The sequence below is a fragment of the Neolewinella aurantiaca genome (genome assembly GCF_008014675.1).
GTDB lineage: Bacteria > Bacteroidota > Bacteroidia > Chitinophagales > Saprospiraceae > Neolewinella > Neolewinella aurantiaca.
This window is the reverse complement of the sequence record NZ_VOXD01000011.1, coordinates 126669-141224: the sequence shown is the minus strand read 5'-3', so window position 1 is coordinate 141224 and position 14556 is coordinate 126669. Positions and strand designations below refer to the sequence as shown.

11 protein-coding genes are annotated in these 14556 nt (G+C 52.1%); 8 read left to right on the top strand and 3 right to left on the bottom strand.

Annotation, left to right across the window (positions count from 1 at the left end; all coding sequences use genetic code 11):
* Positions 1 to 41 precede the first annotated feature (41 nt).
* Positions 42 to 1379 carry a helix-hairpin-helix domain-containing protein gene (locus FUA23_RS09110; protein ID WP_147930427.1) on the top strand — a complete coding sequence of 446 codons (1338 nt, stop codon included), beginning with the start codon at positions 42 to 44 and terminating at the stop codon, positions 1377 to 1379.
* Positions 1380 to 1466: 87 nt separating this feature from the next.
* The gene (gene cysM / locus FUA23_RS09105) at positions 1467 to 2345 is read left to right on the top strand and encodes a cysteine synthase CysM (protein WP_147930426.1); all 879 of its coding nucleotides are present in this window, start codon (positions 1467 to 1469) and stop codon (positions 2343 to 2345) included.
* A gap of 212 nt (positions 2346 to 2557) precedes the next feature.
* Here cysM and FUA23_RS09100 read toward each other — a convergent pair whose 3' ends face one another.
* Positions 2558 to 3208 (bottom strand): hypothetical protein, encoded by a 651-nt coding sequence (locus FUA23_RS09100; protein WP_147930425.1) that lies wholly within the window; start codon positions 3206 to 3208, stop codon positions 2558 to 2560.
* Positions 3209 to 3625: 417 nt separating this feature from the next.
* On the opposite strand from FUA23_RS09100, the gene mazG reads away from it, so the two are divergent.
* From mazG to FUA23_RS09070, 6 genes are all read left to right on the top strand, one after another.
* Positions 3626 to 4384: a nucleoside triphosphate pyrophosphohydrolase gene (mazG, locus tag FUA23_RS09095; RefSeq protein WP_147930424.1), complete on the top strand. Its 759-nt coding sequence runs from the start codon at positions 3626 to 3628 to the stop codon at positions 4382 to 4384.
* Positions 4385 to 4511: 127 nt separating this feature from the next.
* Entirely contained in the window at positions 4512 to 5231 is a 720-nt protein-coding gene (locus FUA23_RS09090; RefSeq protein ID WP_147930423.1) for an LOG family protein, read from the top strand.
* A gap of 2 nt (positions 5232 to 5233) precedes the next feature.
* On the top strand, positions 5234 to 5875 hold the full coding sequence (locus FUA23_RS09085; RefSeq protein ID WP_147930422.1) for a hypothetical protein: 642 nt from the start codon (positions 5234 to 5236) through the stop codon (positions 5873 to 5875).
* Positions 5876 to 5973: 98 nt separating this feature from the next.
* A complete protein-coding gene (gene pbpC / locus FUA23_RS09080; RefSeq protein WP_187270945.1) occupies positions 5974 to 8352 on the top strand; it encodes a penicillin-binding protein 1C in 2379 nt (792 codons plus the stop codon).
* Between the two features lie 557 nt (positions 8353 to 8909).
* Positions 8910 to 9764: a hypothetical protein gene (locus tag FUA23_RS09075; RefSeq protein WP_147930420.1), complete on the top strand. Its 855-nt coding sequence runs from the start codon at positions 8910 to 8912 to the stop codon at positions 9762 to 9764.
* A 59-nt stretch (positions 9765 to 9823) separates the two neighbouring features.
* Complete coding sequence (locus tag FUA23_RS09070) at positions 9824 to 11185, top strand: DUF2254 domain-containing protein (protein WP_147930419.1); 1362 nt, start codon at positions 9824 to 9826, stop codon at positions 11183 to 11185.
* A gap of 26 nt (positions 11186 to 11211) precedes the next feature.
* Here the strand turns inward: FUA23_RS09070 and FUA23_RS09065 are convergent, their stop codons facing one another.
* Both FUA23_RS09065 and dnaK read right to left on the bottom strand, forming a co-directional pair.
* On the bottom strand, positions 11212 to 11916 hold the full coding sequence (locus tag FUA23_RS09065; protein WP_147930418.1) for a response regulator transcription factor: 705 nt from the start codon (positions 11914 to 11916) through the stop codon (positions 11212 to 11214).
* Between the two features lie 695 nt (positions 11917 to 12611).
* Positions 12612 to 14519 carry a molecular chaperone DnaK gene (gene dnaK, locus FUA23_RS09060; protein ID WP_147930417.1) on the bottom strand — a complete coding sequence of 636 codons (1908 nt, stop codon included), beginning with the start codon at positions 14517 to 14519 and terminating at the stop codon, positions 12612 to 12614.
* Between the last annotated feature and the right edge of the window lie 37 nt (positions 14520 to 14556).

Here is a 14556-nt window from a genome sequence, read left to right as displayed (position 1 = left end):
CTTGTTTTCTTCGTCTTTTTCTATTTTCAACTCCTGTTTCAATGACTTACCGCTACGGGGCATATCCACGGGCACAGCGAATGGGGCTCGTCGTTTTTATTGCTGGCCTGATCATTCTCTGTCTCAGCGCAGACCGGATAATGTATGCTCCCGACAAGCCATCGGAGCGCATACTGGCAGAGGGTTTGAACTTGCGAACCACCACAAAAGCCGAAGAAAGGAGGAGCTTCCGGCCGCCGCCCAAGGCTTTCACATTTGATCCCAATACCGTCTCGGCGGCAGAACTGCAGGAACTGGGCCTCAGCAGCAAGCAGGCTGCGGGATGGTTGAAATTTCGTGGTACGAGAACGAATGCTTTTCGTAGGGCCGAAGACATCGGCAAGTTGTATGTGCTGAGCGACGACGACAAAGCACGCCTGATCCCGCTAGCCCGGGTTTCGGTTGCGGGGGCGAAGAATACGGCCCGGAGGCAGGTGCAAGGTTTTGCCTTTGACCCCAACACGGTCTCTGCGCAGGATCTCGAGCGGCTCGGGCTGAGCCCGAAGCAGGCGGCCGCTTTCATCGGCTACCGGAGTAAAGCCAAATACGGTCGTGCCTTCCGGAAACCGGAAGATATCCGCCGGATCAGGACCATGAGCGACGATCAGAAAGACCACCTCGTAGCCCTGGCCACTATCCCGCCGGAGGAAGAGAAAGCCAAAGCCCCCGCCCAACGCTTCACGTTTGACCCAAACACCATTACGAAGGATAGTTTTCAGCTGCTTGGGTTTCCGGAATGGCAGGCAAAAAGCCTGGTCCGCTACCGTGGAGACCGGGCAACAACCTTTCGGCGGGCAACGGATTTACGGCGAGTCGGGGCTTTGGATTCAGTGCTTGTCGAATCGATATTAGACCTTGTGCGCATTGCTCCTTCAACCTCCCCTGCACCTGCGGCCGCGCCCAAAACGTACGCCTACAAACCTAAAACTCCGCCTCCCCCACCCGCTTCGTTCGACATCAACAGCTCCGACACCACGGCCTGGCAATCCCTGCCGGGTATTGGTTCATACCGGGCAAAGCGAATTGTCCGTTTTCGGGATGCGATGGGCGGTTTTTCCTCCGTCAGCCAAGTCGCTGAAACACGGGGATTACCGGATTCTACGTTCCAACTGATCGAGCAATACCTCGCCCCAGGTAAGATTTACCGTCCACTGGTTATCAATCGCGCTACCTACGAAGAACTCAAAAAGCACCCCTATATCAGTCGGAACCTGGCCAATTCGATCGTAAAAAACCGGGAAAAATTTGGCCGTTTCAACGGGCCAGAAGATCTGTCGCGGCTCCGTCTCATCAATGATGAAAACAAGCCCCGGATTTTGCCTTACCTGAGTTTTGAGTGACAGACAACCCCTTAGCGGGCTAAGGCGTTAAGAGCGTGACTTCGGGCAACCGGACCTTCATCTTAACGCTACCACAGAACCAGATCTATGTCTAATTTATTCTCACTTATCGGTAATACTCCGCTTATTGACCTTTCAGACCTGTCCGACAACCCCGCCGTACAAATCTTCGGTAAACTGGAGGGCCAAAACCCTGGTGGCAGCGTAAAAGACCGGGCCGCACTGAGCATGATTCTGGGCGCCTGGGAGCGCGGCGACCTCGACGGAAAATCTATCGTTGAAGCCACCAGCGGCAACACCGGAATAGCAATGGCCATGATTGCCGCAAAGTTGCGGATTCCAATTACCCTTGTGATGCCCGAGAACTCAACGCCCGAACGTGTGGGTACTATGCGGGCATACGGCGCGGAAGTGATCCTCACCCCCGCCGAAAAAACCATCGAATACAGTCGCGAACTCGCCCAACGGATGGAAGATTCCGGAGAAGGTTACGTGCAGCTTAATCAGTTCAGCAACGAAGACAACTGGAAGGCACACTACCGCACTACCGGCCCTGAAATCTGGCGAGATACCGACGGCGAAATCACCCACTTCGTTTCCAGCATGGGGACCACGGGAACCATCACGGGAACAGGACGCTACCTGAAGGAACAATCGGATACTGTTCAGATCGTCGGTGTACAACCTACCGACGGTAGCAGCATCCCCGGCATCCGCAGGTGGAGCCCGGAGTTTCTGCCGAAGATTTACGACGACTCCGTGGTGAACCGTAAAATTGATGTGAGTCAGGACGAGGCCATCAAGACGATGCGGATACTCGCCCGCGAAGCGGGCGTTTTTGCGGGGATGTCTTCCGGCGGTTCAACCGCCGCCGCGCTCCGCCTCGCCGAAGAACTCGACGAAGGCCTCATCGTTTGCATCATCTGTGACCGCGGCGACCGGTATCTGAGTAGCGGTGCTTACTAGTGGACCAGCCACCGGGTTTACCCATTCGTTTTCTCGCCTGATTTGTTCCGGTCAGGCCCGATACCAAACAAAGAAGCCCGAATGAACGCTTGTTCATCCGGGCTTCTGATTTTGACTGGTGAAAGGGACCAGGTCTGCCAAATTAGCTTGTCGTAAATCTGGTTACGGGTTTTCGGTAAAGAAAACAATCCAACACTGAAGCTAAAGCGACATCAAGCCCAATAATAGCTGCAGCGCTCCTGCAACAACACGGTGCCCAACTGTGGCAGTTGGCCATCGGGGTGAAATTTGATGTCTTTCAGGCTTACGCTGTACCACTGGTCGATAGCGACAAAAGACCTCTTGGTCAATGGTCCTACTTTCCCAATGGGCAGGATGGCCCGGTATTTATGCTTCTTCTCTGAAGAAGTTATTGGTAACACTAATGCTTTCCCGTTGGCCCACATTTTTACGATGAGGCCGGGACGAAACTTATTCAATATTAAAGCATCCGTGGAATTTTCAAAGTTGCAGCTCACAATGGTGCCGGCAAAAGGACATTGGTTACGTCCGATCCGGGGAGCTAAAAGTGACCTTAACACAAAACTTAATCGCTTGCTGTCGGCGGTGGTCAGTTGTCCGCAGCTCTGTCTATTTAAACGTCGTTCGTCAATAGTGGCTATTCGGGTTAAATCATAATACTCCTTCCGGTTGGTGGAAGGGTTGGTAATAACAAAAAGAGACTTTTCGGCCAGCACATCCATCATCCCTACTTCTGGGACGATAACGTACTGAACTTCAGTCTCGTGAAAAACTATGCATTTTCTAATTTCCGGAGCACCGCCCTCGGCAGTCCTCCAGTAGGTATGGATTTTAAATTCCATGATTAAACAGTTTGAAGATGAATACGACAAACACAATCCGGTTTTTTCAAAGAACAATCACCAATCTGCGAGTCGTTTACTCGCGCAATAGTGTTGGATCACCCTAAAGTTAGGGGTTAATCACCTTAAAAGCAACAGGTTGCATTAATCAACCCGTTGAAAGCGCAGTTTATTTCTACAAACAACGAGTTGATACCGACGAACGGAAACCGTAAATGACGGGCAAATGATCCCTGGTCAAGGTAAACTAAGTGAATTGTTTAAACATTAGAGGTAGTTGTAGATCCTGGTGTGGTCTTCAACTCGGATATATCGACATGTCGGTTTTTCGACATGTCGACTTGTCGACATGTCGAAAAAACACCCCGAACCTCCTCCCCAAAAAACTCTCCTCCCAAATATTTTACCTTCGCCCCCATGACAGCCAAAACCGAAGCCTTCCAGCGTCTGCTTACTATTATGGACGAACTGCGCGAGCAGTGCCCGTGGGACCGAAAGCAAACATTCCTTTCTCTCCGCAAACTGACCATCGAGGAAACCTACGAGTTGGCCGATGAGCTCCTCAAGGAAGACCTCGACGGAATCAAGGAAGAAGTCGGAGATATTCTGCTCCACATGGTATTCTACGCTAAAATTGCCAGCGAACAGGGAGCGTGGGATATTGCAGACGCTCTGAACAGCGTATGCGACAAGCTGATTGAGCGGCATCCGCACATCTACGGTGATGTAGTAGCCGAGGACGAAGAAGCGGTAAAACAGAACTGGGAAAAGATCAAACTTAAAAGCGGGAAGGGCAAAAAAACGGTCCTTTCTGGTGTACCTACTGCGCTTCCGGCAATGGTAAAAGCGATGCGCATGCAGGAAAAAACCGCTCAATTTGGTTTCGACTGGGATAACGTAGACCAGGTATGGGATAAAGTCCGGGAAGAGTTGGAAGAGTTCCACCAGGCGGAAGACGACCGCCACAAGGAAGAGGAATTCGGAGACGTTCTTTTCAGCCTCATCAACTACGCCCGCTGGAAAGGAATTGATCCCGAAGCTGCCCTGGAACGCACCAACCTCAAGTTTCGCCAGCGCTTCGAGTCGGTCGAAAAAGCTGCCGGCGACGGCGGACTGGCAGAAATGTCGCTTGAAGACATGGAAGCTCTATGGCAGAAAGCGAAATTGGATCGTTAGTTCGTTGGTCTGTTGGTTCGTTACACCAAAGAACCAACGATCCAACAGACTAAAACACCAACGATCCTAAATGCCAACAGTCTACCGTACCTTCGCCTCCCTTTTTAAAAATTAAATATCCTACTCCATGAGCAATCCATCCAACTTCGGCCACCACGCCCCACGCCGCTGGCACGGCAATGTATCCGGCGAAGACAGCTGGACAATGTTCAAAGTCATCAGTGAATTCGTTGAAGGCTACGAAGTGATGAACAAGACCGGTCCCTGTGTTTCTATCTTTGGATCCGCCCGGACAAAGCCCGACCATAAATACTACAAGCTCGCTACCGAAATCGGTCGCGCACTCGTCCGCGAGGGTTACGGTGTTATCACCGGCGGAGGCCCGGGCATCATGGAAGCAGGCAATAAAGGCGCTCACCTCGAGCAAGGGGCCAGCATCGGTCTTAATATCGACCTGCCCTTCGAGACGAGTTCCAACCCCTTCGTCGATCCGGATAAAGACATCGATTTTCGTTACTTCTTCGTCCGTAAGGTTATGTTTGTGAAGTACGCACAGGCCTTCATCTGCTGCCCCGGCGGATTCGGAACAATGGACGAACTCTTCGAAGTACTAACCCTCATTCAGACCCGTAAAATCACAAAAGTGCCCGTCATCCTGATCGGTACGGAGTACTGGGGCGGCATGATCGACTGGATCAGAGAAACCATGGCCGAGAAAGAGAAGACCATCGCCATGGACGACATGTACCTCATCCCCGTTGTAGACTCTCCCGAAGAGGTGCTCGACATCATCAAGCGGTTCTACGACGAACAGGGGCATAACCTGGAACCGAACTATAAGCTCTAGTAGTGGACTGGACGTTGAAGCTTCGGGCGTGGCATTTGTTTTGTGTGGCGTTGATTCCTTCTGTACTTGTAGCATTGCTGGGGACTTGCGTTTTGGTGGCTGCTTATGGAACTAACTCCAGGTATGATGCAGCGGCAAGTCCGAACGAGTTTCTGATAGCCTTCCTATATACTGTTGCTGCTCTGCTCTTTGGTATTTCAGCCGTACAGATTATCTGGCAGTATAAAATTGGAACCGTTGTTGCTGGCAAATTACAGAAAAGTAAAAAGCAGCGTTTCCTTCTTTTTCGGGCCTCGGTGTTCCTACCACCATTGCTGCTTTTGTCTGTATGGGTAGCAGTCGCATCGTCTGCCCGAAATCAGGTTTCATTCCTGACGGAATATACAGTGATCGGCATCAGTGGTGAGTACCTGATTATGCTTTCTGTATTGATCTGGGGCATTTGTGAGGTGATTCGGCACGCCCATCTCGTATCGACCCTGAACCAAATCAAGCACCCGCGGATTCCGTACCATAATCGCTCCGCAATTCATTTGTTACTTCTCATCTTCTGGCCCGTCGGCATTTGGATACTGCAACCCCAAATCCGTGCGTTCTACGTGGGCAACGAAAGAGACAGCATTACTGACCACATGGTAGATTGAAGGAAGGTACGGCTTCAGTCCTTACCTCTAAAGTAACCGCCAGATACCACAAGTTGACGGCACAGCGCCCAAAATCTCAGATCAGAACCTTTAACCCGGTGCGGAAACGACTACAATGGCTCTGGCAAAAAGGAAGAAAGCCCGCTTTAGTGGTCTTCCTCGTGCTGTTCGTTTGGTGGCTGTTCTGTTTGCCCAAACCGCTCTTCAGGGCGCCGTTAGCGACCGAATTGCTTAGCAGCGACGGGGAGTTACTTAGTGCGCGAATTGCCGCCGACGGCCAGTGGCGGATGCCGGCAGCAGACAGTGTTTCGCCGAAACTCATTGCGGCGGTAATCAACTACGAAGACAAGACCTTCAGAAGCCACTGGGGTATTAGTGCACGTGGCTTTGTGCGTGCGTTGCTCGACAACTGGTCGGCTGGGCGGGTGGTTTCCGGTGGTTCTACGCTGACGATGCAGGTGGCCAGAATGGCGCGGGGCAATAAGGCGCGGACGCTGGTGCAAAAAGTGTTAGAAGCAACGGTTGCTACGCGCCTGGAAGCCGGATACTCGAAAGACGAAATTCTCCGCCTCTGGCTGGCCAACGCTCCCTTTGGCGGCAACGTAGTTGGTGCCGAGGCTGCAGCCCGCAGGTATTATGGCCGCTCTCCTGCGGCCTTGAGCTGGGCCGAGGCAGCCACCCTCGCAGTTTTACCCAATAGTCCTGCTCTGATCCACCCCGGCCGGTCGCGGGAGGAATTGCGCTTTAAGCGCAACCGCCTGCTCGACGACCTCGCCCGGAGCGAAGAAATCTCTTCCGCCGAAGCCGGGCTCGCAAAACTCGAGCCTCTGCCCGATGACCCACATCCCCTTCCCCGTGCCGGCGAGCACTTACTGGAGCGCCTGCGGCAGGCACACGGGCCGGGGCGCTACCGCAGTAGTCTCCATGCAGGGCTACAGACCGAAATCACTGAACTGGTCCGCCGTCATCAGTCTTTGCTCGCTGGGAACCAGGTACACAACACCGCCGCGATGGTCACCGAAGTCGCTACGGGTAAAGTGGTGGCCTACGTCGGTAATTCACCGGACCTTGCACCTGCGTTCGCGCCTGATGTCGACATCATCACAGCTCCTCGTTCGCCCGGCAGCCTGCTCAAACCTATGCTCTACGCACTGGCCCAGGAAGACGGAAAGCTTACGCCGCGGGGGTTGCTGGCTGATATCCCGACGAGATTCGATAATTTTCAGCCGGCAAACTTCTACCAGAACTACGACGGCGCAATCAGAGCAAACGAAGCCCTTGCCCGCTCGCTGAACATTCCCTTCGTTTACCTGCTCCAGGATTATGGTGTCCCCCGTTTTCATGCCGTAATGCGCGATTACGGTTTTGAGCAAATCAATCAACCATCCGGTCACTACGGCCTGTCGCTCATACTCGGTGGCGGCGAGATCACAATGGAAGAGATCAACGGCTGGTTCCTGGGGATGGCCCGGCAACTCCGCTATTTCTATGACCGTCAGGGGCAATACCAATCTTCCGACTTTGACCGCCCCACCCTGCTCGATTCTCGCACCAGGCCTCCCCTGCAAGAACTAAGCCCGACACCAGGAGCCATCGGAGCCGGCTCAGCTTACCTCACCTTCGAGGCCCTGACCGAACTCACCCGACCCGATGATACCGGTGCGGCGCGCCGGTTCACCTCCCGTCGCCGCATTGCCTGGAAGACAGGCACCAGTTTCGGTTTCCGCGACGCATGGGCGGTTGGCTCCACCCCCGCATACGTCGTCAGTGTCTGGTCGGGCAACGCCGACGGCGAAGGCCGCGAAGGACTCGTGGGGGTACGCGCCGCAGCACCACTTATGTTCAACATATTCCGCGCCCTGGAAGAGCACAGTACCGAAGCTCCGGCATGGTTTGAACCACCTTGGGATGATATGGTCGAGACGACCATATGCTCAGTATCCGGCCATCTGGCCGGGCCAGACTGCCCCCCCGAAGACCAGTGGGTGGCCTCTAACAGCGAACGAAGTAAGGTCTGCCCTCACCACAAAAAGATTTTCACCAACGAAGCAGCTACGTTCCGGGTTCGCCTCGATTGTGGCCCTACCCCGGCAACACCACATAACTGGTTTGTTCTGCCCGCCCGCCAGGCCTTCTATTACCGGCAACAGCACCCTGAATACCAACCAATGCCACCGCTACACCCTGATTGCGGCTCTGGCCATGAAGTTGCTCAAAGCCCTATGCAATTTATCTATCCCTACAAAAATGGGGTACTCAGTCCGGTCAAAAACTGGAAAGGAGAAACAGAGCCCATCTTCTTTGAACTGGCCCATCAGGACAAAGAGACAACCGTGTTCTGGCATCTGGACGGAAACTACCTCGGCGAAACAACACTTTTCCATAGCCTGACCGTAGATGTTGAAAAGGGCCGCCACTTACTTACTGTGGTAGACAAAGCCGGTAATCGCCTGGAAAGAAGGTTTACAGTAAACTGAGCCTGATTCCGCCGGAATTCACCTTTTTATTTGAAAACATTCTCTTCTTCGTCCCACCCTTCCCGCTTTGGACATAACAGATTACCCACAACGCTAAAACAAAGGCGTTGAAACAAACATCTAAAAATCGTTGTCCTTACTTTTATAGTTCCGAAAAAAATCAAAAATCAAAACTTAATTTCAATTTCACGAAACAGAAACACCCAAAACAGACTGACTGAGGATAACAATAAGCGGTGAACGTAACATTTGACAAAGTGAAAAGCGCATGTACATTTGGATTATCAATCGGGAAGGAATGATAATGATTGAAGGTTCAAGTCAGACCGTGTCGACTTAAACTACTCTCAAGTCTCCCCCGGTTCTTTCTTGCGGCATGATCGACTTTAAGCTTTTTTCAGCGGCCCTTATTTGGGGGCCGCTGTTTTTTTGTTTACAGACGTCCTGAAAGTAAAACCCGGACCTGTCCTAAAGTGTCGGCCGGCTACGACCTAATTAATTAATACGTGAATGCTGACAGTCTGTAGATACCTTTACGACAAACTAAGATCACGATAATGCGCAGCTTCATTCTATTATTTCTTGTTACCATCGCCACATCCCTCAGTGCCGGCCCCTGGCCCCGGGCTAAAGGAGACGGCTACCTTAAGTTGTACGAATTCTGGTTACGTTTCGATGAGCACTACACCAGTACGGGCGAGTTAGACCCAAACGCGACTCTTGGCCTTTACAATACTGCCATTTACGGCGAGTATGGCCTGACCGATCGTTTCACCGCCGTTGTCAACCTGCCGTTTTACAGCCGAAACGTAATCAACGAACAAGTTTCCGGGACCCGGGGCGATGTTCTTACGCCCGGAGAAGCCATTAGCGGTTTGGGCGATGCCGATATTGCTCTGCGTTACGGACTAAATAAGCCCGGAGCGAAATTCCCTGTCGCACTAACTCTAACGCTTGGTCTCCCCCTGGGAGAAGACCGGGGTGGTGAACTCAACAACCTGCAAACCGGAGATGGTGAATTTAATCAGATGCTGGAATTAAGCGCAGGGAGAAGTCTCGGCAATAATGCATACGCTACGGCTTCATTCGGGGTGAACAATCGCACAAACGGCTTTAGTGATGAACTCAGATTTGGCCTGGAGGCTGGTTATGCTTTAGCTGACCGAAGGGTCTGGCTAATCGGCCGGCTAACCGGTAGTGAGTCTTTCCAAAACGGAGAAACAGCAGCCACCTTCAGTTCAACCAGTGTATTCAGCAACAATGCCGAATACCTGAGCCTGGGAGGAGAGGTCAACGTTTACGTCACCGATAAAATAGGTTTGAGCGCCGGCGCAGCCACGGCGCTATCGGGAAGAATCATAGCGGCAGCACCGGCTTACTCAGCCGGTATATTTGTAGACCTGGGAAAGTGAGGTGAACAATAAGGACGACGCTCACCTTTCATGAGAGAAATCCTCTCCCCATCTGACCTATGCAACAACTTTATCGAAACATCCTCAGCTGGGGACGGACGGCCCTGCAAAGCCTTGCTTTTCTGCCGCTACCGATGATGTTCGCCTCCTTTTTTGCTGGTGCGGCGCTCTTTTACCTCGAATTGAACACTGACATCAGCCGTAAAATAACGGATCTGCTTCCTTCTGCGATTCTGAGCAGTCAGGAGACAGCCAGATCGGTACTTACCCTGATAATCGGAGGGCTCATTACCCTCACGGTCTTCACCTTTACCCAAATGATGACGCTGTTCAGCCAGGTGGCCAACAGCTACAGCCCCCGACTACTTCCCTATTTCACAGGAAGCAGGTCTTTGCAATTTGTGATGGGAACCTACCTCGCCGTTATCATCCTCAGTATTATTGTTTTGCTGAGCATCCGGGGAGACGACGAGGGCTACATCCCTAACCTTTCCGTTCTGTTGTGTTTGCTTCTCGGCGTAGGCTGCCTGATGCTCTTCCTGTATTTTGTTACCACTATCTCTAACAAAATACAGGTTTCGAACATCATTGAAGAGGTCTACAGGAAAGGAATAAACGCCATCGACGGCGCTCACGACAAAGCGGGATTTGCGGAACGTAGCCTTCCGGAGGGCTTAGCTGACTGGTACGCGATTCCATCTCCCATCGGAGGGTACATAGGGGTGGTGAACTATCATCAACTCTCTATGCTCGCAACAAAACACGACACCTCTTTTTACATAGGTACGGCCAGAGGAATGTTTGTTCCCCGCAACTATCCGCTCATTCAGAGCAGACATAAACTCGATCAGGAGGCAGTTAAAGAAGCCCTGCAAGCCGTTTCTCCTATCCGGCAAAAGTTTACCGACTGGAGGCTCCCCCCGGTCCGTCTGTTGACCGAAATCGCGGTCAAGGCTATGTCTCCTGGTATCAACGACCCCGGCACAGCCATCGATGTGATGGACCGCTTAACCGGACTGCTCCTAAGGTTGATGTATCTCCCCGAATACAACTTTTACCAGGCTGAAGATGAGGATGGTGGAGATGTATGGCTGGCAGGCCACCATTTTTCAGACGTGCTGGCAACGGTTATGCAACAACTACGGCAGTACTGTAAATCAGACACCACCGTGGTTCGCAGGCTATTTCAAATGCTGTTTCACCTCCTTGGAGCAGCGGGAGACAGCCTTGCCCACCAAAAAGCGATCCGCAGGGAATTGCGTGCCTTGTTGGATGACGCCCGGGACCATATCCTCAATTCTGCGGATCGAAAAGTCATCGCCAGCGAAATCAAAGCACACCGCGCTATGTTAAAGCAGTTGCTTGAGGACACTGACTTCCTGTTGGATCCTCACCTCGAAGAACCCGGCATCAATCCTTAGGTGGATTTTTCAGCGCCGGCTTGCGCTTATAAATCTTCATTGAACCGGTACCCGACTCCCCAGTTGGTGAGAATGTAAATAGGCTTGGCGGGATCGGGCTCTATTTTAGTACGCAAGCGATTGATGTGGGAGTTGACGGTGTGTTCGTACCCATCGAAGTCGTAGCCCCAAATAAGGCTCAGTAATTTTGACCGGTCGTAGCTTTTACCGGGATTAGCCGCCATCAGGCTCAATAATTCGAATTCTTTCGGGGAGAGATCAATTCTGGCACCCGCGCTGGTAACCCGACGTTTATCGAGATCGATCGTGAGGTCACCGTAGGTGTACACCGGATTCTCCGCGGTGGCGTCCTCTGCACCAGATCTTTCGACCCTGCGCATTAAGGCCTTCACTCTGGCGATGAATTCACGGATCGAAAATGGTTTGGTGATGTAATCATCCGCCCCCATCTCCAATCCCAGCACTTTATCGAATTCCTCGGATTTTGCGGTCAGCATCAGAACAGGAGCGGCAATATCCCTGCCCCGGAGACGCCGGCAGATTTCTGTTCCGTCCATTGAGGGAAGCATAATGTCGAGAATAATCAGGCTGTACTCTCCCTTCAGGGCCGCTGCGAGGCCCTTTTTGCCATCCTCTACTGCTTCAATCTCGTACCCCAGATCCGCAAGATGTATACGCAGGAGCTCTATTATGTCACGGTCGTCTTCTACCACCAGTACTCTGCCTTTCATCTTTTCGCTTGTTTTATCCTATTTCAAATTTAACAGCACAAATTTACAGCGAATGATTTTCTTAGGGGTGAAGTAAAACAAGTAAGTCAAACCATCGCTTTTCCCCTACCGGATTGTGTATTCCTAAGAAGCGCTTATAACGGCGGACATCTTCTATCAAAAGGCTTGCCTCACCAGCGTCACGCTGGATACAGTGTACTATCAGTCGTTGCTGAGCCGCGAAGCGGGTATGCTTATCGCTCCGCTCATCTCTGTACATTTCTGCACCTGCTGCCGAGCTATTCAGCGTCGCGGCAAATCAGGCAAGCTGTTTTCGAGGTATGGTGACGACGCGATAACAGCAGCATCACCGACCGGAAACAATTGCAGGTAGAGAAGGCCAGCCTGGCGGAAGCGAAAAGAATCAGGTGAGCGTAAAGAGACAAGGTGAGTTTATGAAATGGGTTGTTTCAAATCAAAGGTCTGGTGCTTTTATATTTCCCGTTACTGATTTTCGTTAAACACCAAACTGTTTATTGCATAGCCTGAATAATCGCCACCTCTGGCACACTCACCCCCAGGCATAAAACAACAAAAGCCCACTGAACAATTAAGTTCAGTGGGCTAATATTATCTTGAAGTCCCGAAGGGAATTCTTTGAATCATGAACCGCAAGACGATGTAAACATCAGCAGCTCTTCTCGCAGCAGGGGGAATTACTTACCCTCTACTTCTTCGAATTCAACGTCCTGTACGTCGTCGGCACCTCCGTCAGAAGCTCCTCCTGCGGTCGCGTCAGCTCCGGCTTCTCCACCGGCAGCCTGTTGGGCCTGGTAGATGTCCTGGCTGGCAGCGTTCCACGCTGCGGTCAGCGTTTCGGTAGCGGTTTCCACTTTAGCGAGGTCCTCAGATTTGTGGGCCTCCTTAAGCTCGGTCAGAGCCGTTTCGATAGCTTCCTTCTTGTCAGCAGGAATCTTCTCACCGTACTCCTTCACTTGCTTTTCGGTTTGGAAAACCAGCTGGTCGGCAGCATTGAGTTTTTCGACACGCTCTTTAGCTTCTGCATCGGCATCGGCATTTGCTTCAGCCTCAGCCTTCATGCGTGCGATGTCTTCTTCGCTCAGTCCGGTACCAGCTTCGATTTTGATGCTGGTTTCTTTACCAGTGCCTTTGTCTTTGGCCGATACCTCGAGCAGACCGTCGGCGTTCAGGTTGAAGGTTACTTCGATCTGAGGTGTACCACGCGGTGCGGGCGGGATGTCTCCGAGTACGAAGCGACCGATAGGACGGTTGTCCTTACTCATCGAGCGTTCACCCTGCAGCACGTGAATTTCCACGCTCGGCTGGTTGTCGGCGGCGGTAGAGTAAACCTTCGACTTCTTGGAAGGAATAGTAGTGTTTGCTTCGATCACTTTGTCGAACATACCACCCATCACTTCGATACCGAGGCTCAGAGGGGTTACGTCGAGGAGAAGGACGTCTTTCACGTCTCCGGAAAGGACACCACCCTGGATAGCGGCACCAATGGCTACTACTTCGTCGGGGTTTACACCTTTATTAGGCTTCTTATCGAAGAACTTCTCAACGGCTTCCTGGATGCGAGGGATTCGGGTAGAACCACCAACAAGGATTACTTCGTCGATGTCGGAATTGGTAAGGCCGGCATCTTTCAGTGCTTCAGCACAAGGTTTGAGGGTACGCTGAACGAGATCGTCGGCGAGTTGCTCGAACTTAGCACGGCTGATTTTCACGACAAGGTGCTTAGGCACACCGTCGACAGCAGTGATGTAAGGAAGGTTAACCTCCGTTTCTGTGCTGGAAGAAAGCTCGATCTTGGCTTTCTCCGCGGCTTCTTTGAGGCGCTGCAGTGCCATTGGGTCCTTCGTCAGGTCGATGTTTTCCTGGCTCTTGAATTCACCGGCAAGGAAATCGATCAGTACGCGGTCGAAGTCATCACCACCGAGGTGAGTATCACCGTTGGTTGATTTCACTTCGAAAACGCCGTCGCCGAGGTCGAGGATGGAAACGTCGAACGTACCACCACCGAGGTCATATACCACGATGGTCATGTCCTTAGAGCGCTTATCCAGACCGTAAGCCAGTGCTGCTGCGGTTGGCTCGTTGATGATACGACGAACTTTCAGTCCGGCGATCTCACCGGCTTCTTTCGTTGCCTGGCGCTGAGAGTCGTTAAAATAAGCCGGTACAGTTACTACTGCTTCGGTCACTTCGCTACCGAGAAAGTCTTCGGCAGTTTTCTTCATTTTCTGGAGCACCATTGCGCTGACCTCCTGCGGCGTGTAGAGACGGCCGTCGATGTCTACGCGGGCAACGCCGTTATCGCCTTTCACGACTTTGTAAGCCACGCGGCCTACGTCGTTCTTAGCTTCATCGAAACGCATACCCATAAAGCGCTTAATGGATGCTACGGTACGCGTCGGGTTGGTGATCGCCTGGCGTTTAGCGGGCTCGCCGATTTTGCGTTCGCCGCCGTCCAGAAAGGCTACGATAGAAGGGGTGGTGTTACGACCTTCTTCGTTATAGATCACGGTGGGCTCGCTGCCCTCCATTACCGCCACGCACGAGTTGGTTGTACCTAAATCGATACCAATTATCTTACTCATGTGGTTGTATATTTAATGGTTGTAAGTTGAAATTTTT